This is a genomic window from Paenibacillus borealis, assembly GCF_000758665.1.
Classification (GTDB): domain Bacteria; phylum Bacillota; class Bacilli; order Paenibacillales; family Paenibacillaceae; genus Paenibacillus_AQ; species Paenibacillus_AQ borealis.
The window spans coordinates 2,856,140-2,881,088 of sequence record NZ_CP009285.1; the positions used below are offsets into that span (position 1 = coordinate 2,856,140).

Consider the following 24,949-nt stretch of genomic DNA (forward strand, 5'->3'; position numbering starts at 1 on the left):
CGATGTATAGCGTAATGCTGGTGGATGATGATTATCCGGTACTGGACTTTCTCTCGGCAGTGATTCCCTGGAACGAGCTTGGACTGACCCTTCATTCGGCCTGCAAAAATGGTCTGGTTGCCCTGGAGAAAGCGCAGGCCGCTATGCCCGATATCGTGATTACGGATATTGGCATGCCCTATATGGACGGCATTGAGCTGATCCGCGAGCTGAAGCTGATGAACGAGGAATTACGCGTCGTGGTACTGTCATGCATGGATGATTTCACGTATGCGCAGCAGGCAGTAAAGCTGATGGTGAGCGATTACATTCTTAAGGAGATGATCAGCCGCGAGCTGATTACCGGGCTGCTGCAGGAGATTGGCGATGATCTGCGCCGCAGGGATGCGGACAGAGCCCAGACATTGAAGTGGAAAAGCATGGCGGAGAATCAAAAGGTGCTGCTGAAGCAGAGTGTGCTGCGGCGGATTGCCGCCCGGGAGCTGCCGGACACCGAATGGCTTCCGGATGCCGCCGAGCTGGGGATTGTACCCGAGTTGACGGCGAATGTAGCCGTGCTCTGCCGGGTCAGCGGCAGTACCGGCGAGACGGTCCGGGATGATCTTGCGCTAATGGCCCTGGTGCAATCCGCCGCCGAAGCGGTGCTTCAGGATGGAGCGGCCGCCGTATGTCTGCCTTACAGCGGACGGGACTGCGTGCTGGTCTTCACCGGAGGTATGGGCAATGGTGCAAGTGCCGGCCATATCTCCATGCTAGGCAGGCTGCGTTCCGCGATTCAGAGTATGCCGGGGGTAGGGGCATCCTTTCAATATCTGTGTATTCCGCCTGGCAGCGGGCATTTCCAAGAAGGGATAATAGCGCTGCTTACACAAGGGCGGGAGAATGCCTTCTATCTGAAGCCGGGCGAGCTGGCCGGGCTGAAGGAGCTCCAGCCGTTCAACGGCGAGGATCTGTTTCTGCAGTACACCGAAGCATCCCGGGAGATCCGTGAAGCGTTCCTTGAGGAATCAGCCGGGCGGCTCGAGGAGCTGCTGTCCAAATGGATGGACTATATCCGGGTGAAGCGTTTTGCCCCGCGCCAGGTCAAGGAATGGATGCTCAAGCTGCTCTACGATAACCAGATGCGGCTCATGGCCCGGCAACAATTCCAGTCGACCTTCTCCCTGGAGATGCTGCATGACACTATTACTGCCATCGAGCATATCGACAGTCTGGAAGAGTGGTCACTGCAATTCTTCTATGAACGTCTGCCCGTGATCCGCGAGATGTACCAGGAGACCCGGCGGGATGAGATCAAGAAGGTGAAGCAGTATGTGGACCGGCATCTGAACCGTAAAATTACGCTGGAGGAGGTCGCCGAATACACTCACTTGAATTCGAGCTATTTCAGCCGCCTGTTCAAGAAAGAAACCGGGATGAGCTTCATCCACTATGTTACCCACACCAAGATGGAGCATGCCAAAGAGCTGCTGGACCAGTCTCCGCAGAGTGTGGAGCAGGTCGCTGAGCAGCTGGGCTACGAGAACAAAAGCTATTTCACCAAGCTGTTCAAGCTGCATACAGGCCTTACCCCGGGTGAATTCCGGGGCGAGGAAGGGACAAGGAACGGACAACCACAAGGGACAGGGAGGCACTACTCATGCTGAAAGTGACACCAATCCATACCGAAATGGCAGGTTCCATGCTGGTGCGTGTATTTGAGAACCGGCGGATGCTCGGAGAGGCGGCCGGACGTGAAGCTGCGGCTGCAATCCGCGCGCTGCTGGCTTCCAAGACTACGGTCAGAATTATCTTCGCCGCCGCACCTTCCCAGAATGAATTCCTTGCCGAGCTTGCCGCAGCCAAGGATCTGGACTGGAGCCGGATTACGGCGTTCCATATGGACGAATATCTCGGCCTCCGGGAAGGCTCGCCGCAGAGCTTCGGCAGCTTCCTCCGGGAATCGCTGTTTGACAAGGTGAAGCCGGGCAGGGTTCATTATATCAACCCTGCCGCTGACCTTGAGGCTGAATGTGAGCGATATGGCAGGCTGCTGGCGGAAGCTCCTATAGATATTGTCTGCCTCGGCATTGGGGAGAACGGCCATCTGGCTTTCAATGACCCGCCGGTGGCGGATTTCCATGATCCGCTGCTGGTCAAAGCGGTCACTCTCGATGCCGCCTGCCGCAATCAGCAGGTGAATGACGGATGCTTCGCCAGTCTGGAGGAGGTTCCGCAGCAGGCGCTGACCCTGACGATCCCGGTACTGCTCTCCGCCAAGTGGCTGTTCTGTATGGTTCCGGGCCCGACGAAGCGCGGTGCAGTTACCCGCACGCTGCATGAATCCGTCTCCACGGACTGCCCGTCCACGATTCTGCGCAGCCATGGAGATTGCCGGCTGTTTGTGGACACGGACTCGTTCGGAGCAGTGGTATGGTGAACGTGGATGCGCTGCATTACCGGACAGGTGAGCCGGTCCGGATTCGTCTGGAGGGCAGCATCATTGCGGGAATTGAACCGCTGGACGGACCGCTGGCGCTGCCGCCGGATGAGCTGCTGGAGCTGCCGGTAGCCGCGCCCGGCCTGGTGGATCTGCAGATCAACGGCTTCGGCGGCCATGACTTCAATCATCCGGTGCTGACCGCAGAGGCTGTCAAGGCAGCGGTCCGCGCCTTGTGGGCTGAAGGAGTAACCACCTGCTATCCGACGGTGATCACCGGTGCCCCGTATACGATTCACGGCGCGATGCGGGCGATTGCCCGGGCCTGCGAAGAGGATGCTGCCGCCGCTTCGACGATTGGCGGCATCCATCTGGAAGGACCTTTTCTCTCTCCCGAAGACGGGCCGCGCGGAGCGCATAGTCTGGAGCATATCCGTCCGCCGGATGCGGCCTTGTTCGATCAATGGCAGGAAGCTTCAGGCGGACGGATCTCCATCGTAACGATGTCCCCGGAATGGGAGGGGAGTGCGAAATTTATTCGCCACTGCGTACGGCAAGGCGTTACGGTCTCCATCGGGCATACCTCGGCAAGCACGGCGCAGATCTCGGAGGCGGCCGCGGCCGGAGCGCGGCTGTCCACGCATCTCGGCAATGGGGCGCATGCCACGCTGCCGCGTCATCCGAATTATCTGTGGGCCCAGCTCGCCGAAGAAGAGCTGTGGTGCACGCTGATCGCCGACGGCTTCCACCTCCCGGATGAGGTGCTGAAGGTGGCGATGAAGGTCAAGGGCAGCCGGGCGCTGCTGATCAGCGATGCCGTTGCCCTCGCCGGCCTGCCGCCCGGCAGCTACGACACGCCGGTCGGCGGCCGCGTCGTGCTGACCCCGGAGGGCCGGCTGCATCTCGCCGGCCAGCCCGGGCTGCTGGCCGGTTCGGCGCAGATGCTGCTGCGCCATATCGCGCGCCTTAGCGCCGCGGGCCTGGCCGACCTGCCGGACGCCTGGGACATGGCGTCCGTGCACCCGGCAGGCTTCATGGCCCTGCCGGAGGCAGCGGGCCTGGCCGCCGGCGCGCCGGCGGATATTGCGCTGCTCCGCCGGGGCAGCGCGGGGCCGGCGCTGGCGGCGCTCTGCAAAGCCGGCGAATGGGTGTACCGCCGGGGCTGATGCCCGGCGGCGGTCTTTTCGCCGGGAGGGGCTGCGGGGTGCTGCGCCCGCATCCGCGCCCGCCCCGGCACCTGTGCCGCACTCGCCCCACACCCGCCCGCCCCGGCACCTGTACTGCGCTCGCCCCGGCACCTGTACTGCGCTCGCCCCGGCACCTGTACTGCGCTCGCCTCGGCACCTGTACCGCGCTCGCCCCACACCCGCCCGCCCCTCGCACCCGCACCCGCAGAGGTTTTTTGCCTGAGACAAGTTCATGCTATAATGATGCGGAACACACTCCAGGATGCAGAGGTGATTAGAAAGTGGGATATAAGGCAAGCCAGCTTTTTGTTAATTTGCCGGTGAGTAATCTGCAGGATTCGATCAGCTTTTTTACCGCACTCGGATTTGAGTTCAACCCGCAATTCACGGATGAGAACGCAACATGTATGATCATTAATGACAATACGTTCGCCATGCTGCTGACCAAAGAATTCTTCAACACCTTCACTTCGAAATCGGTTGTGGATACTGCCGGACACACGGAGGTCATCCTAGCCTTCTCCGCAGCAAGCAGAGAAGAGGTGGACGAGCTGGTGCATAAGGCATTTGAGGCCGGCGGCAAACCGTTCAATGATCCGGTCGACCATGGATTTATGTACAATTGGAGCTTTCAGGATATCGACGGACATCTGTGGGAAGTCATGTATATGGATGAGAGCGCGCAATAGCATAGTGTGGATATAGGTGTGCATGAGGACAGGCTTCCGGCTACGGGGGCTTGTTTTTTGTTTAATTCTAGAGGAATATGGTGAGGGTTTGCAGTGACCCGATTAGGGTATGCGGAATGAGGTACGCGTTACGTGTATGCTTAATTGCACTTTGTACAACTAAATCATCGGATTTCTAACCAGTTATTCGTTTAGTTGTATTTCGTACAATTAAACTTCCGATTGTTGAAGGATTTCGCCCATTCGGGCAGATATAGTTGTACAGAATACACTTATATAAGGCAAGCCTGCCTGTTCGCTGTTTTTAATTGTACAGAATACAACTATCACAGAGTCTCCACTTGATACGGCATACATAAATTGCTGCATGAAAGAAACTCAATTCTTTAGTCCTCATGTTGTACCAGGGCGGACATCGCAGAAAAGCTGAAGCTTGATGGCGAAGGAGGGAGGCCGGTTTTGTTACTGGAGCGAATGGCCGTCAGCGTGGCAGGACCGATAGCGGAGCAGATGCCCGTCAGCAGGGGGATGCGGACTGAGAAGACGCTATTTTGCCAAAAAACACTGCTTGGTGCGCCCAAACGGACTGAGATTCCGCTAACTTGTTCATTGAAGCCCGAAACGAGGTGTGGACGGACATATAAGCGATTCTGAGTCCGCTTGACCCGCAAAACCGCCTGTTTTGCCCAAATAGCGGATTCTCAGTCCTATTCATGAGCGGATACGATCGTGAAGCTATTCTTCCCCCGCCAAAGCCCCGCCAAGTCGCCGCAAGCTCCCGCCAAGCTCCCGCTATGCTCTCACCCTGTCCCCGCCAAGTCCCGCCGAACAATGCGTATGCGCTAAGCTCCACACTATATCACCCTCCGGCCAACTTATCTTAACTCAAGCAGTACAGCAGGACTTAACTTAATACTCCAGCAGGCGCCCGTTATCATGCCATTGGCCGTACATTGTATTGTCTCTGGTGTTGGCAATGAATTTCTCCAGTCTGCGCTGAAACAAATCAGGCTGATGGATGTAGCTTTGTATCGTATCGATCCGCACCCGCCGGTAGAGCGCCGGAAAGGCTATGAAGTTCTCATACACCTGCATATCTTCCTTCAGCTTCTGTTCGATAACCTCATCTATTCTAAAAGAATTAATGTCCATATCAGGAAGGACCCGCCGTCCTTCATCACGCATCAAGCCCAGCTTCTCCAGGCGGCGAACACGCTCTTTATTAAGCTCAGTCCATGAGCTCCGTCTGCTGCGGGGAGACAATCTCTGGACCAGCTTCGCTTCAGCGTTCACTTTCTTCACCCCGTCGATCCAGCCGAAGCACAAAGCCTCTTCAACGGCGTCCAGGTATAGCAGCGTGCCCGGGAGCGGCTTCATACTGACTTCCACCCGGCAAAAGAGTTCAGCCGTACTGTTCACCATCAGCCAGTTTCTCAACTCTTCCCTTGATGTTGCCGCAATGAGATTTTCAGTGTTCATAGTTACTTTACAATCCCTTCTGTCAGCGATATAGCATGAACTTGGAACTCACACCGGACGTTTGGCTTAAATTGCAGGTTGCCCTGGTATGAGAATCCCGTTCAACAGCTGTATGGTTCTTCATTAAAATGCACTTTATGCAATAGATTCTGCGTTATCGTCTGCTAAAACCAGTTCTGATGTATTTCATGCAATTGATTTCCGGCTATCTGTCCAATTTCACCGATTCCATAGAGTTCTATTGTACAAAGTGCTGCAGATTCTATTTATCAGCGGATTATTGAACCATCTGTTGTACGAAGTGCAATAGGAAAATAAATTCAGCCAGGCCCTCACAAGAGGACCAGGCAGCTTTGTTTAGTGGTAACTATGAATTAATGTTGCAACACGTACAACAGCTTCAATTGTTCAACTCATCGCTACAAGAATTATACTGACAATCAGCCCGGACAGGAAAAAATAGCTCCCGCTAACCAGTCCGTAGAGAAGCGGCCTGGGGATGTTGGGATTGATCCCGGTATTCACGGTTGTGGATGCCAATAATCCAGCTCCGACAATCCCGCCAAAGAGAAGAGCATCCGTGAAGGATTCGATATCGAACGCATAGAACAGTACCGCCATCGCTACTGTTGTTACCAGTCCGCATACCAGGGGACCCAAGATGAAACGGAGCGCCGGTTTTTCTTTGGAAACAGAAGGATTCATAGGTTGTTTCGTATCATTAATGTTCCTTCCATTTACCGCTGTAACGATACCGTCCTCATAAAGGACGGCCAAGCCGTTTCCACTGGGCGCATTCTCTTTTCCCAGTGCAAAGGCATATGCCTTGCCCCAGATAACAGTGAACCAAAGGCCTCCCACCAAAGATAACGCCAGGGTTCCAAGTACAACAGCCATCCAATTGATCTCCTGAATTACATTAAACATAATGTCCTCCTCGTGTGTTTGAGTCTGCTTACATCATAAAAAAAGAAGTTTGACAACAGCGTGTCATACTTCTTCATAAGGTTTGAGTGCGTTTTGGAGCTGCTCCCGGATGATGGCGCGCAGTGGGAGGGGTTCGAGGACCTCGGCACCGCTGCCGAAGCTGAGCAGGATGGCCCATAACCAGCGTGCTGTGAGCGGCTGATATACCGGAATGCGCATCGTCATGCTTCCATCTTCGTGGAACTGCTTGTCCATCTGCTGAAACTGATCCAGCGCTTCGGCCAACGCTTCCGGTCCCACCCGGATCACTACATCCTCCAGCTGGTCATGCCACACCTTGTCTGATGAGGTAGCCTCTTCCGGCACCTCCGGATGCGGACTGAAGGTTTCCCCGGTCAGGAGCAAATTCATCAGCCGGGACAGACGGAACTCCCGGTAAGCCTGCCGGGTGCGGCAATAACCGTAAATGTACCAGTTGCGGTATTTGTAATGAAGCCGCAGCGGCTCGATAGCCCGGGCCGTACGTTCATTCATGGTGTCGATATAATCGAAGCGGATCACTATGCGCCCGGTGATGGCTGTCCGTATATGACGCAGCGCATCGGGTTCCGTCCGCAGGGTGTCGAGGTCTACAGACAGGCTCTGTGTCAGATGCTCCGGTCCGATGGTCTGCAGCCGCTCAATGGTCCCTTGCGTACGCCCGTCCTCAAACACGGTAGAGAGGCTGCGGAGCACCGTAATCAGGGCATTGACATCATAAGTGCCGAGGAGGCTTTTATCCATTTTGTAGCCGTCCATCATGCCATATCCGCCTTTCATTCCCTGATACGATACGACCGGGAACCCCGCCGCACAGATTACATCGATATCCCGGTAGATGGTCCGCTGCGATACCTGGAACTCTTCAGCCAGCATGGCCGCAGACAGCACCTCGTGATTCAAAAGCTTATAGATAATGGAGATCAGCCGCTCCAATTTCATACGTAACCCCCCCGTTGGTCCTATTTTCTTAAATTCTGCCGTTTTGTTAACATTTTCGCAACACATTCTTTACGTTCCGCATACACAAGCTTGGACAACAGTTAATATCCGGCTTCTACAATGAGGTTATTAGCAGAATATACCTATTGCGAAGACTAGCTTGATATGAAGGGATGATACTTTTGAAGGGGAACCTGCTGCACTTTTCGATGAAATGGAAGCTTATCTTCAGTTTCTCGGCAATTACGCTTATTTTTCTGGGCGTGGCTCTGTACCAAGGACATAAGATTAACCAGGTAGAGCTATCTATGGAACGGCAGAAGAGCGAAATGGAGAAAAGAATTACAGTCTCAACCATCACCCAGCTGCTGCAGGAGCTGAACCGTGCAGAGACCTCCCTCGCTGAATCCAGCGATATAGAGCTGGCGGAGCCGTTGCAGGAGAAACAGCAGCAGATGTTGGCTGAACTTGCCAAGGTGGAATTTGAGCAGGACACACCAGCATTCACAATGCTTGGACTTCTGGGCTCTCAGGCCGCAGAATATGGGGAATTCATTACGGAACTGCTCGGAGCAATGTCGGATGAAACACTTGATCCGCTAACTGTATTGGAACAGATTGATGTTATACATACGAAGGCACTTGCGCTGAATCAATCCATGCTTGAGACGAACGGGAAGCTATATACGGCAGCCGCCGACAATGCAGAGCAGGCGCAGAATGTTTCATTTACGCTGCTCGACGATACGGTTTCGATTGTGGCTTATGCTGCTGGCGGAGTGTTCCTGTTCATGCTCGTACTCGCCTGGCTGCTGATCCGCTCATTCCTGTCGCCGGTCGGCAAGCTCCAGGCTGCACTCAGGCAAATCGCCGACGGTGATCTGCGGCAGCAGATCAACTCTCCGTACAATGATGAGCTGGGACAGCTCAGTCATCATTTCGATCATATGGTGGGCAGGGTGCAGGGCATGCTGCGGCAGACGTTGTCTGCTGCGGGTTCACTTGCCGAATACTCACATTCTTTTCAGCAGTCATCGGCGATTACCGCGCATACGAACCGGGATATCGTCCGAACGATTCAGGAGATTTCGCTTGGCGCTGACCAGCAGGCCGTTCAGTCTGAGCAGAGCACGCTGCTGCTGGAGGAGCTGGCCCGCGGGGTTCAGGATATTACCGAGTATACGGATGTGATGCTGGTGACCAGTGAAACGGCTAACCGGAATACGCAGCAGGGATCTGATACGGTTACTGCACTGCGCCAGATTTCACAGCATTCCCGGGAGTCGATCAACAAGGTTTACGTGGCGCTGGAGCAATTGGTGAACCAGTCCAAGGATATTTCACGCATCACCAATTCAATCACGGAGATCTCGAAGCAGACGAATATTCTCTCGCTCAATGCCGCGATTGAGGCAGCACGGGCCGGAGCTTCAGGCAAAGGCTTCGCCGTTATTGCCGATGAAGTCAGACACCTGTCTGTGCAGACGAATGATTCGTCCGTGCATATCAGCCGGATTATCCAGGAGCTTCAGGCCGGCATGGCTGATTTCCAGGGATATATGATGGAGACCAAAGAAAGTCTCGAGCAGCAGGATCATCAGGTGGCGGAGACATTGGCATCCTTCGGGGCTATCGATGAATCCATTGCAGGCATCAGCACGCAGATCGGGCAGATTCACGAGAAGGTGGAACAGACCCGTACAATCAACTCGCGGCTTGCCGAATCGGTCCATTCCGTAGCCTCCGTGGCTGAGCAGACAGCGGCGGGGGTGCAGGAAGTGAATGCCTCCAGCACACAGCAGGATCAGGCCATCAGCGACATCGCACGGCAGGCGGAGGAGATTAATGAAATCTCGCAGCGGTTATTCCGGGAGATTAATGTGTTCAAAATTGCGGACGGGCCTGAAGTTCAAGCGGCTGACAATACAGCTGCAAAGGCTGAAGCGAAGATAGCAGAGGCGAACGTTGAGAAGGCGGAAACCAAAGAAGTGAACAAGACGGCAGAGAAGACTTTGGAGAAGATTACGGACCAGACATCAGAGAAGCCGGCCCCAAAGTCAGAAGCCGGAACATTTGCGGAGCCTGAAAAAAAGACCGGAGCCGGAATTCACCGGCCTCAGTCTGGAGTGTTGCTGGTGATCGAGGAATCCAAGAGTCAGCAGAGCGAATCAGAGGAAGAGCTACTGGTCCTAGCTAAGTGAACGATTCAGCGAAGTGACCAGCTCCGGGAACCATTCGGATAATGACAGGAAGCTGAAGCCCGCAGAGCGGGCTTTTGCCGTATCCATGTACCATGATTCTTCGATGCCAAAGGGAGATTGGTCCTTATCGGCAGTTTCACTCCGGATTACGGCAGGTTTACCTGTTGCCGCTTCAACAATGGAGATAACCCCGCCGATGGTTAGTGTACCGTCCGAGCAGGCGTTCACGGGACCCGTCAATGTGGATGTGCCCAGCCAGTGCAGGAAATCAGCGGCTTCATCGGAACGGATGAATGAAATCTCCGCCTGCGGATTGGGGATGCCGATCGGCTGCCCTGCCTGTACATGCTCTATATGAAAATGCAGCCTGCGCGTATAGTCATCCGTGCCCAGCACTATCGGGAACCGCACCGCTGCCACCGGGAAGTCCGCTGTCTGTAGCAGAACAGTCTCGGCCAGCCGTTTACCTTCCTGGTAACTGAAGTCCGCCTTCCCGCCCAGCTTAAGGGGATAGTGTTCCGGATCGAAATCCGCTTCAGTCAGTATCGCAGGCTGCGGATTATAGACAGACAGGCTTGAGGTCAGAATATACCGCTTCGCCCGTCGGGAGAATATCCGCACCGCCGCCGCTGCCTCATCCGGTGAGAAACAAATATTATCGTAGACGATATCCCAGTCAATATCCCCTACAGCACGCTCCAGCGCAGCTTCATCAGTCCGGTCCACGGCCAGGCGGGCTACGCGGTCACCGAAATCATCCTCTGTTACACCGCGGGTCAGAATGGTTACCCGGCTGTCCCCGTCCTGAAGCAGCAGCTCCACCAGTCTTTTACCAAAAAACCGCGTTCCTCCGAGTACAAGCACATTCTTCATTTGGCTACACTCCTAAAGTTTAGTGTGGTGAGGAGCTAAGACTCACATTATAAAGTTAAGCTGCCATCCGCAGCCCGGCATATGTGCTGCTTCCATTCAGATAGGAGAAGCTTCCGCTTCCGGAATACTGGGCATGCACTGTGGCAGTACTTACGGCAACAGTTACTTCTGCGGCTGTCTCCTGACGGAGCAGCTCCAGCATAACCGGGATTTGACCCTGCTCATAGGCATGAGCCAGCGCCTGGAGATAAGCCCGGTAATCAGCATTCGGCGGAAGAGCAGGCCCCTCATTCTCAGCCAGTTCTTCCCGGACTCTGGATAAGGCCAGGCGGGCCCGGTGCAGAGCCGCTTTGACTGCACCTTCGGTAGTGCTTATGTGTGCGGCTGTCTCGGAGGCTGAATATCCCATAACATCACGGAGCACGAAGGCGGCCCGCTGCAGCGGAGAGAGATGTTTAATCAAAGCCTGAAAGGCGGGTTCGATTTCGGAACGGTCTCCTTGTGGAGCCGGGACAAGGGCTGAATCTGCCAGGGTTTCTGAGCGTTCAAGTGCACGGATCAGAGAGCCTCTACGCCTCGCAGCATCAATCCACGTATTCTTAGCAATCCGCAGCAGCAGGGCTTCGGGGTTGGGACTTACATTGAACTTACTGTATCCCAGCGCTTTGGTCCAGGTTTCCTGGGCCAGATCTTCGGCGTCGAAGCTGGAACGGGTGAGCGACAGGCAATACCGGTGCAGCGCAGTCCCCAGCGCCTGCAGATTTTTCTTATCTATATCCATCATTGTATCCGGTATACGGTGATGTTCAAGAATCCTCATCTTGGCTCTCTCCTTTGTGCATGTTGTTATTTAATGCGATTCAGCTTATATAGATAGCTATTGCTACTATTATATAAACGAACGGCGCTTTGTAAAAGGTACGCGATTCCTCTATACCCGCCAGATTCCGCCCGCCCGTATCTTTAACCTCCCCTGGTCCGTTTACAGGATATAAACACAAAGACAGATCAGAGGAGGCATAACCTGATGAGTATTATACCTTACGTCATTGAACAGACTTCCAGAGGCGAGCGGTCCTACGATATTTATTCCCGGCTGCTGAAGGACCGGATTGTATTCGTGGGTGCGGCGATTGATGACGGGCTGGCCAACAGCATTATCGCCCAGCTGCTGTTCCTGGCGGCGGATGAGCCGGACAAGGACATCCAGATGTTTATTAACAGCCCCGGAGGCTCGACTACCGCCGGCTTTGGCATTTATGATACGATGCAGGTAATCAAACCGCAGGTGAATACGATTTGCACCGGTTTTGCGGCTTCCTTCGCTTCGCTGCTGCTGCTGGCAGGAGCTACCGGCAAAAGATCCGCCCTGCCGAACAGCGAGATCATGATCCATCAGCCGCATGGCGGCGCACAGGGTCAAGCCAGTGATATCGCCATCAGCGCAAGACGTATTCTCCAGATCCGGCACAAGATTGTCCAGATTACGGCGGACCGTACCGGCCAGCCGCCGGAGAAGGTGGAGAAGGACATGGACCGGGATTATTTCATGTCGGCAGAAGAGGCACTGGAATACGGGATTATCGACACGATTATTACCAATCTGTAAATGAAGGAGCGGATGAAGATGTTGTCAGCATTGAAAGGGCAGGAAGTATCGATTCATTTCCTGGATGGCACAACTGTAAGAGGGGGAGTACTGGAGGAGCTGGATGAGAAGTTCGTGAAGTACAGCACGGAGTACCAGACTCTCTACATTCCAATCACTTCGATTCGCGCTGTTGAGGTGCAGACCAAAGAACGGGAACGTCCGCGTGTCGGTTTCGGGCAGTAAAGTCCATCCCTTTTAAAAGCAACCAAAACCCCCGGATCTCCGCTCTATCAGCGGGATCCGGGGGTTTTGGTTTTGGCACAGGCAGGTGATGCTGATGTTCCGCCTTACTATCCGCTTGAAGTTTATCCCCTGCCAGCCGCAGGGCTGCTGCGGTGCGATGGCAGGATGAGTGCAGGAATCAATGCGATCACGGCAAAGCCAATTGACCACCAGAAAGCCACATCGTACGCTCCGGCAATGTTCTGGAGACTGGAGGCAGACTGCCCGGACAGCTGGTGCTGGGATACAGTGGCCAGAATTGCTGCCCCGAAGGCGCCGCCGATCGTCTGGCAGATCTTCATGGAGATACTGGCATGGGGGATCTGATCCTTGCGCAGCCCAACATAGGCGGATACCATTACCGGAATCAGGAGCCCGTTCAGGGCAGCCCCCCGGACTACCAGTGCGGCCGCGAGCAGGATCAGATTCGTATCCGAACCGGCGAAGGCAAACGGAAGTGTAGCAAATATAGTGACGAGCAGACTCAGAATGACGATGATGCGCGATCCGATGCGGTCGGACAGACTGCCGATCCAGCTTCTGGTGAGCAGCATACCCAGTCCTTGCGGAATCATCATCATTCCGGTATACAATACACTTTCACCGCGTACCTGCTGATAGTATAATGGCAGGAGAAGTAAAGCCCCGTTCATAACCATGCCCGCCAGGAATACAGTGACATTCGAAGCGGAGAAGATGCGCGATTTGAATAACCTCAGATCAAGCAGCGGCTCTATGCGTGTCCGCAGGGCATAGATGATGAAGGCTGCCATAAGGATCAGGCCAGCCGCCAGCGGAACAATCACTCTGCTGCTGTTCAATCCGCCATAGGTGCTGACCTGGGCGATGCCGTAGATAAGGATGGCGAATGCCGGAGACAGCAGCAGCAGACCGGTAAGGTCAAGCGTCTGTTTGCGTGTGGACGGCTCATCCGCCGGAATGCCCCGCCAGGCCAGCAGCATGGCAATAAGGGTAATGGGAATATTCACATAGAAAATAAAGCGCCAGCCCAGGCTGTTGATAATGACCCCGCCCAGCACGGGACCGAGAATGGGCCCCAGCAGGGTGGGAATGCTGATGATTGACATCATACGTCCGATGTTGCGGCCCCCGGCAGTCTGGACAAGCACGGTTTGCAGCGTCGGAATTAAGATTCCTGCGCCAACACCCTGCAGGAGGCGGAATCCGATCAGGCTGCCGGGATTCCAGGCCAGCGAGCAGAGGACCGAACCGGCCAGGAATACGGCGAGCGAGAACATGTATACTTTTTTGCCGCCGAAACGGTTGACTGCCCAGCCGGACACTGGAATTGCCATACCCATGGTCAGGACGTAACCTGTAATAACCCACTGGATAACGGCTACAGAGCTTTGCAGGTCTGAGGTAAGTGTCCTGATGGCTACGTTGATCATCGTGGAATCGAATAACGGCGCGAGTGCGCCGAAGACCAGAATGAGGGCTACTTTAAGAATGGCGGGATCAAGCTTCTCTTTCTGTGCTTTCTTGGGCTTGGTTTTTTGGTCTGACATAAATATGCTCCTCTCCACATAATAAGGTACGGTACGTTGCGTACCTTATATGAATAAGATAGAGTAAAAGCAGCCGGAATGCAACAAGAGAATTTTCTGCCGTTTTTGCGGCGTCTGGACGTTCTGAAAACTAGGCAATAAAAGCAACGTATGGTGGAAGCTCCATAGCAACATACATCCTGAAATCTCCCGAAAGTAGGAAACGACATGAACGATATCAAGCAAGAAGATCAGCCCAGAGGCGGGCGCCGCCGCGGGGAGGTTCTCGAACAAGCCATTTTGCAGGCCGCCTGGGAAGAGCTTGGCGAAGCGGGTTATGCCCGGCTGACGATGGAGGGGATTGCGGTCCGGGCGCAAACCAATAAAACCGCACTCTACCGCCGCTGGCCGAATAAAGCCAAGATTGTTGCGGCCGCGATTAAGAAGCACATGCCTAAGACTACTCTGGCCGCTCCCGATTCTGGCGATCTGCGCACGGATATGCTGCAGCTGTTTCAGAGCTTCGCCCGGCCTTTGCAGGGCTTAGGCGCTGAGACGATCCACGGCCTGCTGGTGGATTATCACGGCGATGATCTGATTGCGCTGCTGCCGAAGATCATGCCTCCCAAAACCGGAGGCAAGCTGAACGCGATCATGGGGACAATTCTGGAGAATGCCGAGAAACGGGGTGAGGTGCGTCTGGACCGCATTCCTGAACGGGTAATTCTGCTTCCCCTCGATTTATTCCGCTATGAGCTGCTTACTACCCATGAACCTGTATCTGATGAGACGGTTACCGGAATCATCGATGATATTTTCCTGCCGCTTGTACGGCTCAGGTGACGGGTCTCCAAGAGTACAAACAAACCGCCGCACGCCGGAATAGCATTCCGGTAAGCGGCGGTTTGTTTGTGTTTGTGCTGAAGATCGGAGCGGGCAAGGATGTCAAGTTACTGCGGAGGTGATAACGGACTGAAGTTATCTCGGGGGCAGTGAGAAGGCAGGGTCCAGGCGGTGCACTCCCTTTGGAGAATATCCTAGCGATGTGCTTACGCCGCACAGGTCAGCCAGCAGATAGATGATGCTCAGCCACATTTCGGTTCCCTGCAGCCCCGTATCCTGCTGCTGGGATAACTGGAAGGCGAAGCCGCGCTGCGGAACCCAGAATTTCAGCACTTCGCTCAGCATATTCTCCGCCCAGGTACGGATTTCCGGGCGGCGGTAATCGGTCTGCTTCAGGCAGAGCCAGAGCGGATGGACCACATCCAGCACATTGCAGGCGTTAAGCACCTCTGCGCGGAAGAACCGGCGGTCCCTGCTATGAGCCAGCACGGTATCGATGCTGCGCTCCGGATACGGCAGAGGAAGGCCGAACTGCGCATAGGTTGCGCGGGTGAGCCGGTAGAAACCGTTCACCGGCTGAAGCCAGCCTTCCTCCGCTGTTGGCAGGCCCCACAGCCCGGAGTCCTGGCGGCAATGGGTCGCCAGCCAGCCGAAAAGGTCATCCGGCCGTTTGCGGGAGCCGAACGTCTTCAGGTTGTGGTACAGGCCCGTGGCGAAGCAGTCGATCCAGTCGCCGCCGCCCCAGGCATTGTCCTCCCACGGCAGATCATTCAGCTGCTGATACAACACCACTATATCCATATCTTCGGCAACAGCAACCGGATGGCGCAGGGCAGAACCGAGCACTTCCAGCGCGTACCCTACAGCAAGAAGATGATACCGGGAGAGATGGTCGGTCAGCAGTTCGGGCCGGTTATCCGCTCCAGGCGGAGACCAAGGGTCGGGCAGCAGTCCTGTCCCGGCATCCTGAAATCCTTGCAATGTAGCGATAAGCTCCTCCCGCGTCCAGCCAGGGGGCAGGCTGCCGAACATCGCGGCAATCTCCACTGCATCGCAGTAAGCTCTGACTGTCCGTTTAAATCCAGGCCGGTCGCGGAAGAAATTCTCTTCCTCCGTTACCTCTGAGTAGTACTCCAGCAGCGGAATCAGCTGCTCTCCCGCCTGATTGCCGAAATCAGCCAGCTGCTGTGCGAGCAGGCTGAATGGCTGCACACCCTGAGTAACTGGCTTCATGTTTCCGGCTGATTCCCTATCTGCCGGTACAGCTGCATCAGCCGCATCTGTACCCGTACCTGTGTTCACTGCCGCTCCTCCAGCTTGCGTATCCATCTTCATCCCTATATCCTCCTCTTGTTCATGTGCCGCTGCCATTTCTGCTGTATCCCCGCACAGCCGGCTGCGGATAAGCCTGGCCGGATTACCGCCGACAATACTGTAAGCGGGCACATCTCTGGTAACCACGGCACCGGCAGCGACAATGCTGTGGGAACCGATCTGCACACCGTCCAGAATAACGGCATTGGCTCCAATCCATACGTCGTCACCGATGATAATCCCTTTAACGGTCAGAGGCTGGCGGAAGACCGGGATATCGGTGGACGCAAATCCGTGATTGAACCCGTACATACTTGCATGTGAAGCAACTCTTACCCCATTTCCCATGGTAATATCGCCTGACAGCACACTATAACTGTTGAGTGAGCAGTCACTGCCCATGACGAGGCGGGCGCTGCGGACAACGGCCCCGCCTGCAATATAGCTCCGGTCGCCCATCTGAAGCTCATCCGGCAGTACAACCGCCAGCGGCGAGACATAACAGGACTCACCAAAGGTACAGGGATACACAGCGGCAAGCTGCTGCTGGTATAGGATTTGCTCCTGCCGCTCCTGCGCGGAGGGGCCGATCCAGGGCATGTAATCGAGCGCCTTCCGTGAGGCGGATAATTGTTCAGGCATCTCAGTCTCTCCTTCATAACGCAAGTCGTTGATTACTTAAGTGTAGCAGTGGAGGAAGGACAGGGACATGGCATAAAGAACACGATTAGCTTGTCAAAAACGCTTCAGCATCCTATGCTGATTTCAGGAGAATCAGAGAAACGGGGGGATCAGAGAGTGGAGAAGGTTCTGCAGAATCTTGCCATAGATATTCACTGGATTCACGATAAGGTCACATTCCCGCACTGGAGTGATATCCGCCAGAATATCCATGTGCATAGTTTCTATTGGATTCAGGAAGGACAAGGGATCTTCCGCACAGATGAAGACCATCCCGTATCGCCGGGAATGCTGTTCTATCTGCGGCCGGGGCTGCCTATGGAGATGAGCTGCGGAAGCGGGGAGCCGCTGCGGATAACGATGATCCTGCTCTCGCTCTATACCTTGTCGCCTTCGGCGGACAATCAGGGCAGGGTAGAGCCGGTGGATGTGCTGCCGCTGCAGTTCATGCTGAAGCCGGAGGGCGAGCCGGGCAAACAGCTTGGACATTTGTTCCATCGAATTGCTGCGGATTGGGTCCCCGGAAGCACCGGGAGCCAGCTGATGACCCAGTCGCTGCTCTATCAGCTTATGAACGAATTGCTTCAGGCTCAGGCGAATGTCAATCTGGGCCGGGGGCAGGGCTATGAGCTGTTTTTACGGATCAAGGATGATCTTGAACACCGCTACAATGAACCCCTGCTTATGCATGAATTAGCGGTGCGCTATGGGATTTCCTCCTCCTATTTACGCAGCCTTGTTCAGCGGTATCTGCACAAGAGCCCCAAAAGCTATTTAAGTGAGATCCGCTATGAGCATGCGAAGAAGCTGCTGCTGTACACGAGACTGACCTTGAAGGAGATTGCAGCCGCCTGCGGCTACAGCGACGAATTTCACTTCAGCAAAAGCTTCAAACAACTGAACGGGCAGCCGCCTTCTGCTATGCGGACCAAAGGCAGTATTAGGAGCGAATCATAATTCTCTATGAAATTAGCTCCCATTGACATTGCCAATGAGAATGATTATCAATATACTAAAGGTATATTTCATAACATTCGTTCAGATTTGGTGGTGTGCACTGTAATGGAGCTTATACAACAGACAACTTCTATAGATAACCAAGATGATCCGGACGATTGGGACCCGTTGTCTTTCCGGCTTCTGTCTGTACAGGCGTTGAAGGGAACGGGGGAAGTCCATCTTGCACAGCAGCTGCTTTTCTCTTATGCACTAGCCGTAGTGAAGGGCGGTTCAGTCCAGTTCATCGCGGATCACTGCCAGTATGAGCTGGCGGCGGGTTCGGCTGTGCTCTGCTTACCGGAACAGACCTGCGGAACGGTGCAGCCGGCCGGGGGGCTGGAGATGTATATCTTGTATTTCGATGTGTACGTTCATGGGAAATCAGGAGATAACGGGAGTAGTGTGCCGGTGAAGGATGTGCGCTTGTACCAGGGGGACGGCAGGCTGCCGTTTCATCCGTCCAAAGGGATGTCGGCCAAATGGAGTGAGCTGTTTCTGCTTGCCGAACAGGGTGAACAGAGCATCAGCTTCCGGAGTCAGCTTGATTTCCAGGAATTGCTGTACGACCTCCGCGTGACCAGCCTGCAACGGCCCAGAGATACAAATTCGGCGCTGGAGCAGGCCAAGCAATACATCGAGGCCCATTATACCGAGGCGTTGACCGTAGAGCAGGTGGCTCAGTCTGCTGATTTCAGCGCTAAATATTTCGTTGACCTGTATAAGAAGAAATATGGCAAAAGCGCTCTGGAATACGCAGCCGAGCTGCGTATTCAGCAGGCTAAGCGCCTGATGGCGGAGAGCGGTGTTAAGCTGCGGGACATCGCCCATAAGGTCGGTTATGCCGATGAATTCTATTTCAGCCGAAAATTCAAGAAGATGATCGGCATACCGCCCGCAGTCTATATGAAAAGCCGGCGGCGTAAGCTGGCCGCCTATACGCCCGGGCTGCTCGGCCAGCTGCTGCCGCTGAATATCACTCCATATGCAGCGGCGCTGCATCCGAAATGGACCGAATATTATTACCGGAACTACCGCACCGATATTCCTGTACATATCAGCGCCTACCGCAGCAACCAGGATTGGCAGGCCAATATTGAAGTGCTTAAACAGTCTAACGCAGAGCTTATCCTAGCCCCGGCAGGGCTGGCTGACGATGAACGGACAGCGCTTGAGCAGGTTGCTCCGGTTAACTATCTCACCACAGAGAGTTCGGATTGGCGCGGACAATTTCACGAATTGGCCCGGCTGCTGGGTGAAGAGTGGCAGGGTGAGCAATGGCTGGCGGCCTTCGACCGGGAAGCGGGCGAAGCGAAAGACCGCCTGCACGAAGGGCTGGGCAAGAGAACGGTTACTGTTATCCGTATGCTGGGCAGCCAGCTGTTCCTGCACTGCAACGAGGGGATGGCGAGCATACTGTATCGTGAGCTTGGACTGCATCCGGCTTACGAGTGCGGGACTGAGGTTTATAATGTTCCTGTCACTCCGGCTATGCTTGCGGAGCTGCCGGCAGATCATCTACTGATGCTGATCCGTCAAGAGTATGACACGCTGGGGGAGTGGAAGAAGCTGCAGACTGACCCCGTGTGGATGAAGATCCCCGCCGTCCAGCGGCATCATGTGCATGTACTGAGTTCCGATCCGTGGCGCGAGGATTCTGCATATGCACAGCTGCGGATGCTGCGGCAGATCCTTCAGTTACTTCCGGCCAATCGTCCATAGTTGTTCCGTAATTTGTCCATGGTGCGGGACAGCGCGCTTCGATATACTTCTAATTGATAATCATTATCACTACAATGATCATTATAAAAGTACATAAAGAGTGGGATGACATGAAATGGACAAGCGGAATTAAGACAGCCTCCCTGCTGGTTCTGGGGGTTGTCCTCATTATTATTATTAGTGTGTTATCTGTAGCGTACGGAACGAAACCGATGAGTTTCGGTACGGTGCTGAATGCCATTTTCCACGCAGACCCTGAGAATATTGATCATGTCATTGTACGGACCTCGCGTATTCCGCGTACGGCCGGTGCGCTGCTGATTGGTGCCTTCCTGGCTGTGTCAGGCGCTTTGATGCAGGGGATGACGCGGAATTATCTCGCTTCTCCGTCTATCATGGGGATCAGCGACGGCTCTGTATTCGCCGTTACGCTGTGCATGGTATTCCTGCCGGGCGCTTCTTCCATGACGATGATCGTATATTCGCTGGCCGGCTCCGCGCTGGGGGCATTTCTCGTCTTCGGCACGGCCAAGCTGCTGCCAGGCGGTGTATCGCCGCTGACGCTGGCTGTGCTTGGCACGATCATCGGCACCTTCCTCGGCGGAGTCTCGCAGGCGCTGGCTGTCTATTTTCAGGTATCACAGGATATCAGCTTCTGGTACAATGCCCGGCTGCATATGATGGACCCGGCTGTGATCAGGCTTGCACTCCCGTTTGCTGCCGTGGGTCTGGTGCTCGCGCTGCTGATGGCGAGACCGGTGACGATGCTCTCACTCGGCGACGAAACGGCCGCAGGCCTTGGCCTTAAGGTGGGGACAATCAAAATGCTGACGATGCTGAGTGTGGTGCTGCTGACCGGGATTTCCGTAGCGATAGCCGGCAAAATCGCCTTTATCGGCCTCATCATTCCGCATATTGTACGCTTTCTGGTCGGGCAGGATTACCGCAGGATCATTCCGTGCACTGTTTTTGCGGGAGCCATCTTCCTGGCCCTAAGCGATCTGATCAGCCGGTATATCAACTTTCCGTTCGAAACACCGGTGGGTGTCGTTACTGCATTATTCGGCGTCCCTTTCTTCCTCTATCTGATCAAAACGAGAGGGGGAGGCCATCATTCGTAATGATCCGAAGGATTCGAAGGATTCACTTTTATTGAAGCCCAAATCCAAGGCACTGGCCTTCTGGGGCTTGTTCCTATTGTTTGCGGTCCTGATTGTCTGCGGGATGTATGTCAGTCTGACTAATGGCACGTTTGATATTTCGGCCAAGGATGTTGTGCGCACCTTGCTGCGGATTCATCCTGTGGCGGATCATGATCTCGTCATCTTCGAATTCCGGCTTCCACGCATCCTGCTGGGGGCACTGGTTGGCTTTGGGCTGGGAATCGCCGGGGCTGTGCTGCAGGGCATTACCCGCAACTCCCTGGCAGACCCTGGAATACTGGGTATTCATGCTGCTGCCGGAGCTTTTGTCGTGGTGTTCATGTTCTTCATGGGCGGCACGATGAAAGCACCCGGCTGGATCTCGGTTATGAGTATGCCGATGTTCGGATTCATAGGGGGTCTGTGCTCCATTGTTCTTCTATACGTATTCGCCAGAAATCAGGGGGAGTTCCACCCGCAGCAGTTAATTCTTGTCGGGATCGCATTAGCCTCAGGTTTCGGGGCGGTAACGCTGTATGTATCACTCCGGATGGACCCGGAGAATTTCGAGATGGCTACCGTCTGGCTGGCCGGAAGTGTATACAATGCGAACTGGAGACAGGTGCTCTCCACACTTCCCTGGCTGGTCCTATTAACTCCGGTGATCTGGCGCCGCGCGGCGGTGCTTGATCTGCTGCAGCTCCATGAGGTCAGTGTCAAAGGCGTAGGCGTGGCTGTGGGCAGGGAACGGCAGATTCTGCTGCTGTGCTGTGTCGGACTGGTCAGCGCTTGTGTGTCTGTGTCCGGCGCTATCAGCTTCGTCGGACTGATTGCCCCGCATATTGCGCGGCGGCTGATCGGTAATACTTACAGGTACATCGTGCCGTTGTGCGGGCTAATTGGAATGCTGATGGTGGTCATTGGTGATTTTATCGGCAAAACTGTATTTGCTCCCGTTCAGCTGCCGGTAGGCATTGTAATCTCCATTATCGGGGTGCCGTTTTTCATCTTCCTGCTGTTCAGAAACCGTGCCAGATAAACGCCCCGGTGATGTATGGAGGCCTAGAAGGGAAGTCACAAGATGGGAATGAAGTATATTCACGCAGAGGTACACGGCTGGAAATTGACTATACGTTTGCCATTCAGCTGCGGGACAGAGAACAAGCGGTTTCCGGTAGTCTATCTGCAGGACGAAGGCAGTGTAATGAAGCATACGGTGAATTATCTGGACCATCTGTTCAGATCGCAACAACTGAATGAGCTGATCCTTGTCGGCGTTGCATCGAAGGACCGGAATCATGATTATACGCCATGGCCTCTGCCGGAAGTGACCCCTGGAGCACCTTCATTTGGCGGGGGCGGAGACGATTACCTGCTGGCGCTGACCGGAGAGATCAAACCTTACATCGACAGCCATTATCCGACGCTGCAAGATGCTCAGCATACGGGGATTATCGGGTATTCTCTCGGCGGATTAATCTCGCTGTATGCCTCTTACCGCTATCCTGAAGTGTTTGGGCGGATAGGACTGCTGTCTGCCTCCTTCTGGTACGAAGGTATCCTCGACTATATGCGGGCTCATCCTGTGGACAGAGCAGGGCAGCGGATCTATATGTATTACGGGGAACTGGAAGGCTGCTATAAAACCAACGTGCAGAAGGAAATGGCCGGTCGCTCCAAGGCGGCGCATCAACTGCTTCTGGAACAGGGCTTCGACAGCAATGATCTACTGCTGGAGGGTGATCCGGAGGGAACCCATGACCTGATGTTCTTCAGCCGGCAGTTCCCGCCGGCGCTGAAGTGGCTGTTTGGCGGGGCATAGTCAGAATTCATATGTTTTGGAGTCCCCGCCAAGTGTGCCTTACTGTTTAAAGTTTTCCGCTCCCGGGACAATTTCAATATTAGTTATTAGATCATTGGCAACAGTAAAGAAATAATAAAACAGTTGAGGACTGCCCGGGAAGATACCACTGGTTAATGAACTTACAATTATTATCCCGTGTTTATTTTCCACGTCAATAATTTTGGATTTCAATTCAAATTCGATAGATTTTCCACGCCATTCTTTAATAGCTTTAATTCCATTGAAATGATTGTGTTCACCGCTATCGTGGATGTGTGCATCTTTTGCCATGCAGACATCTATTACCGTAGTATCAAGACTACTATATGTCACATTATCTATTCACATTGTAGTTACCTTGTTCATCTTGCGGACAGTGTTTGGCCGGAACAACGATACGCGCATTTTTTGTATAAAAGCTTGACTGCACCCCTCAGAGTTCCATCTGCGGGGTTTATTTGTGCGCACGGAGTATTGGATTATCGGCGTTACACATAATAACCATATGGTGCTGCTGCCGTACATTCTAATGTATCTTTGCCGGTTAAGCAGTTAGTGCGGCGTGAAAAACGGGTAAGTTACTATAATGTGCTTTCTTTACAGTTACGAAGAACTGGCGGGAGGTGAACAGATTTCGCTGAAACAGATCGGCCTCTCATAGAGGCAGTCCAGCCGTTTCCACTTAATTTTAAAATAAATCGTATGAAGAATTCTTCTGCTGTGATACAATTATCCGGTTGGCCTTGTGCATGGTTAACCGTCCGGCGCTGGTGAAGAGCCCCGGATTGATTAGAGCTAATAAGCGCAGGAAAACGAAGCATTTGTGTGTATTGCGGTGAATTATAGAGTATTAATGGAGAAATCATCAGATTTTACACGGAACATATCAATTTTTGTCGTTTTTTATTGATTTATTGAGAAGGTTTCTGTATAATCAGCCTTGTTGATTTTTCATAGGATGTAGCCTGCCCAAGCTTGATGAAACGAAACGACTGACAACGAAACGGATCCAGAGCAGCAAGGCTAATAACTAATAACTTAAGCAAATTTAGGGGGTTATTAATTTTGGGAAAAGCGTTAATTATTGGCGCTGGCGGTGTAGCGAGCGTTGTTGTTCATAAATGCTGCCAGAACCCGGATGTATTCGAAGAGATCCTTATTGCCAGCCGTACGGTCGCGAAATGCGATGCTCTGAAGGAGAAATTGGACGGTGGCCTGACTAAGATTTCTACGGCTCAACTCGATGCGGACAACACGGAAGAAGTTATTGAACTGATCAAGAGCTTCCAGCCGGATGTCGTGATTAATGTTGCTCTCCCATACCAGGATCTGACGATCATGGATGCCTGCCTGGCTACCGGAGTGCATTATGTAGATACAGCTAACTACGAACCGCAGGATACCGCGAAATTCGAATATTCCTGGCAGTGGGCGTACAAGGAAAGATTCGAGAAGGCCGGAATTACGGCGCTGCTCGGCAGCGGCTTTGACCCGGGCGTAACCGGCGTGTTCACTGCGTATGCGCAGAAGCATTATTTTGACGAAATTCATACGATTGATATTGTGGATGCGAATGCGGGCGACCATGGTTATCCGTTTGCAACCAACTTCAATCCTGAAATCAATATCCGCGAAATTACAGCGAACGGACGTTACTTCGAGAATGGCGAGTGGATTGAAACTGCACCGTTGTCTGAGAAAAAAGTCTACGATCTCCCGGAGATCGGTCCGAAGGATATTTATCTTTTGTACCATGAAGAGCTGGAATCCCTGGCTGTTAACATTCCTGGCGTGAAAAAAATCCGCTTCTGGATGACCTTCTCGCAGAACTACCTGACTCACCTCAAGGTGCTTGAGAATGTCGGCATGACCTCGATCGAGCCTATCATTTATGAAGGTAAAGAGATCATTCCTTTGCAGTTCCTGAAGGCCATTCTGCCTGACCCGGCTTCCCTGGGACCAAGAACCAAAGGTAAAACCAACATCGGCTGTATCATTCAAGGAACTAAAGACGGCCAGCCAAAAACTTATTATGTCTACAATGTCTGCGATCACGAAGAGTGCTACAGAGAGGTTGGCTCCCAGGCCATTTCCTACACTACCGGCGTTCCTGCAATGATCGGGGCTATGATGATTATCAAAGGCATCTGGAACAAACCGGGCGTACACAACATCGAAGAATTCGATCCGGATCCGTTCATGGATGCACTTAACAAACACGGGCTGCCTTGGCAAGAAGATTTCTCGCCGACGCTGCTGGATTAGGGCTTA

At 53.8% G+C, this 24,949-nt stretch carries 22 protein-coding genes; 14 read left to right on the forward strand and 8 right to left on the reverse strand.

Features of this window, described 5'->3' with window-relative positions; translation table 11 throughout:
* Nucleotides 1–2 precede the first annotated feature (2 nt).
* From PBOR_RS11815 to PBOR_RS11830, 4 genes are all read left to right on the forward strand, one after another.
* Nucleotides 3–1,646: a response regulator transcription factor gene (locus PBOR_RS11815; protein ID WP_042211831.1), complete on the forward strand. Its 1,644-nt coding sequence runs from the start codon at nt 3–5 to the stop codon at nt 1,644–1,646.
* Nucleotides 1,640–2,419, forward strand: coding sequence for a glucosamine-6-phosphate deaminase (locus PBOR_RS11820; protein ID WP_042211832.1), 780 nt, complete (start codon nt 1,640–1,642; stop codon nt 2,417–2,419). Before PBOR_RS11815 ends, PBOR_RS11820 begins: the two co-directional genes overlap by 7 nt.
* Nucleotides 2,413–3,585: an N-acetylglucosamine-6-phosphate deacetylase gene (locus tag PBOR_RS11825; protein WP_052429444.1), complete on the forward strand. Its 1,173-nt coding sequence runs from the start codon at nt 2,413–2,415 to the stop codon at nt 3,583–3,585. Before PBOR_RS11820 ends, PBOR_RS11825 begins: the two co-directional genes overlap by 7 nt.
* A 302-nt stretch (nt 3,586–3,887) precedes the next feature.
* Nucleotides 3,888–4,295: a VOC family protein gene (locus PBOR_RS11830; protein WP_042211833.1), complete on the forward strand. Its 408-nt coding sequence runs from the start codon at nt 3,888–3,890 to the stop codon at nt 4,293–4,295.
* 909 nt (nt 4,296–5,204) lie between these two features.
* On the opposite strand, the gene PBOR_RS11840 is transcribed toward PBOR_RS11830, so the two are convergent.
* The 3 genes from PBOR_RS11840 to PBOR_RS11850 form a co-directional block, all read right to left on the reverse strand.
* Nucleotides 5,205–5,774, reverse strand: a complete 570-nt coding sequence (locus tag PBOR_RS11840; RefSeq protein ID WP_042211835.1) for a YdeI/OmpD-associated family protein — start codon at nt 5,772–5,774, stop codon at nt 5,205–5,207.
* 408 nt (nt 5,775–6,182) lie between these two features.
* Nucleotides 6,183–6,701: a DUF1761 domain-containing protein gene (locus tag PBOR_RS36180; protein WP_042211836.1), complete on the reverse strand. Its 519-nt coding sequence runs from the start codon at nt 6,699–6,701 to the stop codon at nt 6,183–6,185.
* Between the two features lie 63 nt (nt 6,702–6,764).
* The gene (locus PBOR_RS11850; RefSeq protein WP_042211837.1) at nt 6,765–7,682 is read right to left on the reverse strand and encodes a helix-turn-helix transcriptional regulator; all 918 of its coding nucleotides are present in this window, start codon (nt 7,680–7,682) and stop codon (nt 6,765–6,767) included.
* 209 nt (nt 7,683–7,891) lie between these two features.
* On the opposite strand from PBOR_RS11850, the gene PBOR_RS11855 reads away from it, so the two are divergent.
* Nucleotides 7,892–9,883, forward strand: a complete 1,992-nt coding sequence (locus PBOR_RS11855) for a methyl-accepting chemotaxis protein (protein ID WP_218918897.1) — start codon at nt 7,892–7,894, stop codon at nt 9,881–9,883.
* On the opposite strand, the gene PBOR_RS11860 is transcribed toward PBOR_RS11855, so the two are convergent.
* Together PBOR_RS11860 and PBOR_RS11865 are read right to left on the reverse strand one after the other, a co-directional pair.
* Complete coding sequence (locus PBOR_RS11860) at nt 9,872–10,756, reverse strand: NAD-dependent epimerase/dehydratase family protein (protein WP_042211839.1); 885 nt, start codon at nt 10,754–10,756, stop codon at nt 9,872–9,874. The two genes, PBOR_RS11855 and PBOR_RS11860, sit on opposite strands and share 12 nt — an antisense overlap.
* A 55-nt stretch (nt 10,757–10,811) precedes the next feature.
* Nucleotides 10,812–11,576, reverse strand: coding sequence for an RNA polymerase sigma factor (locus PBOR_RS11865; protein ID WP_052429445.1), 765 nt, complete (start codon nt 11,574–11,576; stop codon nt 10,812–10,814).
* A 171-nt stretch (nt 11,577–11,747) separates the two neighbouring features.
* Here PBOR_RS11865 and PBOR_RS11870 point away from each other — a divergent pair, with 171 nt between their 5' ends.
* Together PBOR_RS11870 and PBOR_RS11875 are read left to right on the forward strand one after the other, a co-directional pair.
* Nucleotides 11,748–12,365, forward strand: a complete 618-nt coding sequence (locus tag PBOR_RS11870; RefSeq protein WP_281192349.1) for an ATP-dependent Clp protease proteolytic subunit — start codon at nt 11,748–11,750, stop codon at nt 12,363–12,365.
* Between the two features lie 18 nt (nt 12,366–12,383).
* Nucleotides 12,384–12,590: a hypothetical protein gene (locus PBOR_RS11875; protein WP_042211841.1), complete on the forward strand. Its 207-nt coding sequence runs from the start codon at nt 12,384–12,386 to the stop codon at nt 12,588–12,590.
* 122 nt (nt 12,591–12,712) lie between these two features.
* On the opposite strand, the gene PBOR_RS11880 is transcribed toward PBOR_RS11875, so the two are convergent.
* The gene (locus tag PBOR_RS11880) at nt 12,713–14,158 is read right to left on the reverse strand and encodes an MDR family MFS transporter (RefSeq protein ID WP_042211842.1); all 1,446 of its coding nucleotides are present in this window, start codon (nt 14,156–14,158) and stop codon (nt 12,713–12,715) included.
* 207 nt (nt 14,159–14,365) lie between these two features.
* Between PBOR_RS11880 and PBOR_RS11885 the strand changes: the two genes are divergently transcribed.
* Nucleotides 14,366–14,980, forward strand: coding sequence for a TetR/AcrR family transcriptional regulator (locus tag PBOR_RS11885; RefSeq protein WP_042211843.1), 615 nt, complete (start codon nt 14,366–14,368; stop codon nt 14,978–14,980).
* A 135-nt stretch (nt 14,981–15,115) separates the two neighbouring features.
* On the opposite strand, the gene PBOR_RS11890 is transcribed toward PBOR_RS11885, so the two are convergent.
* Nucleotides 15,116–16,936: an acyltransferase gene (locus PBOR_RS11890; RefSeq protein WP_042211844.1), complete on the reverse strand. Its 1,821-nt coding sequence runs from the start codon at nt 16,934–16,936 to the stop codon at nt 15,116–15,118.
* Between the two features lie 156 nt (nt 16,937–17,092).
* Between PBOR_RS11890 and PBOR_RS11895 the strand changes: the two genes are divergently transcribed.
* The 5 genes from PBOR_RS11895 (at nt 17,093) to PBOR_RS11915 (ending at nt 22,657) form a co-directional block, all read left to right on the forward strand.
* Nucleotides 17,093–17,932, forward strand: a complete 840-nt coding sequence (locus PBOR_RS11895) for a helix-turn-helix transcriptional regulator (RefSeq protein ID WP_167549533.1) — start codon at nt 17,093–17,095, stop codon at nt 17,930–17,932.
* 105 nt (nt 17,933–18,037) lie between these two features.
* Nucleotides 18,038–19,693: a helix-turn-helix domain-containing protein gene (locus PBOR_RS11900; protein ID WP_081972359.1), complete on the forward strand. Its 1,656-nt coding sequence runs from the start codon at nt 18,038–18,040 to the stop codon at nt 19,691–19,693.
* Between the two features lie 110 nt (nt 19,694–19,803).
* Nucleotides 19,804–20,814, forward strand: a complete 1,011-nt coding sequence (locus PBOR_RS11905; RefSeq protein ID WP_042211846.1) for a FecCD family ABC transporter permease — start codon at nt 19,804–19,806, stop codon at nt 20,812–20,814.
* Between the two features lie 31 nt (nt 20,815–20,845).
* The gene (locus tag PBOR_RS11910) at nt 20,846–21,874 is read left to right on the forward strand and encodes a FecCD family ABC transporter permease (protein ID WP_042211847.1); all 1,029 of its coding nucleotides are present in this window, start codon (nt 20,846–20,848) and stop codon (nt 21,872–21,874) included.
* 48 nt (nt 21,875–21,922) lie between these two features.
* Nucleotides 21,923–22,657 carry an alpha/beta hydrolase gene (locus PBOR_RS11915; protein WP_042219294.1) on the forward strand — a complete coding sequence of 245 codons (735 nt, stop codon included), beginning with the start codon at nt 21,923–21,925 and terminating at the stop codon, nt 22,655–22,657.
* Between the two features lie 39 nt (nt 22,658–22,696).
* Here PBOR_RS11915 and PBOR_RS34975 read toward each other — a convergent pair whose 3' ends face one another.
* Nucleotides 22,697–22,969: a hypothetical protein gene (locus PBOR_RS34975; RefSeq protein WP_218918898.1), complete on the reverse strand. Its 273-nt coding sequence runs from the start codon at nt 22,967–22,969 to the stop codon at nt 22,697–22,699.
* 774 nt (nt 22,970–23,743) lie between these two features.
* Between PBOR_RS34975 and PBOR_RS11925 the strand changes: the two genes are divergently transcribed.
* Entirely contained in the window at nt 23,744–24,943 is a 1,200-nt protein-coding gene (locus PBOR_RS11925) for a saccharopine dehydrogenase family protein (RefSeq protein WP_042211848.1), read from the forward strand.
* Nucleotides 24,944–24,949: the final 6 nt, after the last annotated feature.

What these genes read in the sequence shown, in the direction of transcription:
- PBOR_RS11815 (WP_042211831.1), top strand. Translation starts at nt 3, where the DNA reads ATGTATAGCGTAATGCTGGTGGATGATGATTATCCGGTACTGGACTTT.
- PBOR_RS11820 (WP_042211832.1), top strand. Translation starts at nt 1,640, where the DNA reads ATGCTGAAAGTGACACCAATCCATACCGAAATGGCAGGTTCCATGCTG.
- PBOR_RS11825 (WP_052429444.1), top strand. Translation starts at nt 2,413, where the DNA reads ATGGTGAACGTGGATGCGCTGCATTACCGGACAGGTGAGCCGGTCCGG.
- PBOR_RS11840 (WP_042211835.1), bottom strand. Translation starts at nt 5,774, where the DNA reads ATGAACACTGAAAATCTCATTGCGGCAACATCAAGGGAAGAGTTGAGA.
- PBOR_RS36180 (WP_042211836.1), bottom strand. Translation starts at nt 6,701, where the DNA reads ATGTTTAATGTAATTCAGGAGATCAATTGGATGGCTGTTGTACTTGGA.
- PBOR_RS11850 (WP_042211837.1), bottom strand. Translation starts at nt 7,682, where the DNA reads ATGAAATTGGAGCGGCTGATCTCCATTATCTATAAGCTTTTGAATCAC.
- PBOR_RS11855 (WP_218918897.1), top strand. Translation starts at nt 7,892, where the DNA reads ATGAAATGGAAGCTTATCTTCAGTTTCTCGGCAATTACGCTTATTTTT.
- PBOR_RS11860 (WP_042211839.1), bottom strand. Translation starts at nt 10,756, where the DNA reads ATGAAGAATGTGCTTGTACTCGGAGGAACGCGGTTTTTTGGTAAAAGA.
- PBOR_RS11865 (WP_052429445.1), bottom strand. Translation starts at nt 11,576, where the DNA reads ATGAGGATTCTTGAACATCACCGTATACCGGATACAATGATGGATATA.
- PBOR_RS11875 (WP_042211841.1), top strand. Translation starts at nt 12,384, where the DNA reads ATGTTGTCAGCATTGAAAGGGCAGGAAGTATCGATTCATTTCCTGGAT.
- PBOR_RS11880 (WP_042211842.1), bottom strand. Translation starts at nt 14,158, where the DNA reads ATGTCAGACCAAAAAACCAAGCCCAAGAAAGCACAGAAAGAGAAGCTT.
- PBOR_RS11885 (WP_042211843.1), top strand. Translation starts at nt 14,366, where the DNA reads ATGAACGATATCAAGCAAGAAGATCAGCCCAGAGGCGGGCGCCGCCGC.
- PBOR_RS11890 (WP_042211844.1), bottom strand. Translation starts at nt 16,936, where the DNA reads ATGCCTGAACAATTATCCGCCTCACGGAAGGCGCTCGATTACATGCCC.
- PBOR_RS11900 (WP_081972359.1), top strand. Translation starts at nt 18,038, where the DNA reads ATGGAGCTTATACAACAGACAACTTCTATAGATAACCAAGATGATCCG.
- PBOR_RS11905 (WP_042211846.1), top strand. Translation starts at nt 19,804, where the DNA reads ATGAAATGGACAAGCGGAATTAAGACAGCCTCCCTGCTGGTTCTGGGG.
- PBOR_RS11915 (WP_042219294.1), top strand. Translation starts at nt 21,923, where the DNA reads ATGAAGTATATTCACGCAGAGGTACACGGCTGGAAATTGACTATACGT.
- PBOR_RS34975 (WP_218918898.1), bottom strand. Translation starts at nt 22,969, where the DNA reads ATGGCAAAAGATGCACACATCCACGATAGCGGTGAACACAATCATTTC.